The sequence below is a fragment of the Mesorhizobium sp. B2-5-3 genome (genome assembly GCF_006441005.1).
Classification (GTDB): Bacteria; Pseudomonadota; Alphaproteobacteria; order Rhizobiales; family Rhizobiaceae; genus Mesorhizobium.
Genome location: NZ_VFUS01000028.1, coordinates 1 through 1,537, shown reverse-complemented (window position 1 = coordinate 1,537; position 1,537 = coordinate 1). Strand labels below are relative to the sequence as shown.

Sequence of the window (1,537 nt, the reverse complement as noted above, 5' to 3'; positions counted from 1 at the left end):
ATCAGCTTCGGCACCGCCTTTGTCGCGGCCGCCGTCAATGTCGTGTTCGGCACGCTGGTCGCCTGGGTGCTGGTGCGCTACCGCTTTCCCGGCCGCCGCGTCGTCGATGCCATGGTCGACCTGCCCTTCGCGCTGCCGACGGCGGTGGCCGGCATCGCGCTGACCACGCTCTACGCGCCCAATGGCTGGATCGGCAAGCTGTTGCTGCCGCTTGGGCTCAAGGTCGCCTACACCCCGCTCGGCATCGTCATCGCGCTGGTCTTCATCGGCCTGCCCTTCGTCGTGCGCACCGTGCAGCCGATCATGGAGGAGATCGACAAGGAGGTGGAGGAGGCCGCCGCCACGCTCGGCGCCAGCCGCTTCCAGATCGTCACCCGGGTGCTGTTCCCGGGCCTGGCGCCGGCCATCGTCACCGGTTTCGCGCTGGCCTTCGCGCGCGGCGTCGGCGAATACGGCTCGGTCATCTTCATCGCCGGCAACCTGCCCTACAAGTCCGAGATCGCGCCGCTTTTGATCGTCATCCGGCTGGAGGAGTACAATTACCCGGCGGCGACCGCCATCGCCGCGATCATGCTGGCGCTGTCGTTCCTGATGCTGCTCATCGTCAACCTGGCGCAGACATGGAGCCGCAAGCGCTATGGCTGATCCGGAGATCAAATCCTACGAGCCGCATCACGACAGCCGCTCGGCGGCGGTAACCGAAAGCCGCCCGGCGCAGGCCGTGCTGATGGCGATCGCCTTCGCCTTCCTCGGCATCTTCCTGCTGTTGCCGCTGATCATCGTCTTCAACGAAGCCTTCGCCAAGGGCGTCGGCGCCTACACCGAGGCGCTCGGCAATCCCGATACGCGCTCGGCGATCCGGCTGACGCTGCTGGTGGCGGCGATCTCGGTGCCGCTCAATGTCGTCTTCGGCATCTCGGCCGCCTGGGCGATCGCCAAGTTCGAGTTCAAGGGCAAGGCCTTCCTGACCACGCTGATCGACCTGCCTTTCTCGGTCTCGCCGGTCATCTCGGGCCTGGTCTACGTGCTTCTGTTCGGCGCCCAGGGGCTGCTCGGCGCCTGGCTGAAGGCACATGGCATCGTCATCCTGTTCGCCGTGCCCGGCATTGTGCTGGCCACCATCTTCGTCACCTTCCCCTTCGTTGCCCGCGAGCTGATCCCGCTGATGCAGGAACAGGGCAATGGCGACGAGGAGGCCGCGCTGTCGCTCGGCGCCAATGGCTGGCAGGCCTTCTGGTATGTGACGCTGCCCAACGTCAAATGGGGGCTGCTTTACGGCGTGCTCTTGTGCAATGCGCGCGCCATGGGCGAGTTCGGCGCGGTCTCGGTGGTGTCGGGCCATATACGCGGCCTGACCAACACCATGCCGCTGCATGTCGAGATCCTCTACAATGAATACAACGCCGTCGGCGCCTTTGCCGTCGCCTCGCTGCTGGCCGGCCTGGCGCTGGTGACGCTGGTCCTGAAGACACTGCTCGAGATGCGTTACGGCGCCGAGATCGCCGCGGCGCGTGGACATTGATGCATGTCGCCCAAA

Annotated in this window: 2 protein-coding genes; both read left to right on the top strand. The window is 65.9% G+C overall.

From position 1 onward, the window contains the following. Positions 1 to 645, top strand: a 645-nt coding sequence (cysT, locus tag FJ867_RS28565; protein WP_140819257.1) for a sulfate ABC transporter permease subunit CysT, incomplete at its 5' end; no start/stop codon positions are given. Continuing rightward, the gene (cysW, locus tag FJ867_RS28560) at positions 638 to 1,522 is read left to right on the top strand and encodes a sulfate ABC transporter permease subunit CysW (protein WP_140633929.1); all 885 of its coding nucleotides are present in this window, start codon (positions 638 to 640) and stop codon (positions 1,520 to 1,522) included. The genes cysT and cysW, both read left to right, overlap by 8 nt. Positions 1,523 to 1,537 lie beyond the last annotated feature (15 nt).

Bases quoted from the DNA above. Each gene is read 5' to 3' on its own strand.
- cysW (WP_140633929.1), top strand. From the start codon at position 638: ATGGCTGATCCGGAGATCAAATCCTACGAGCCGCATCACGACAGCCGC.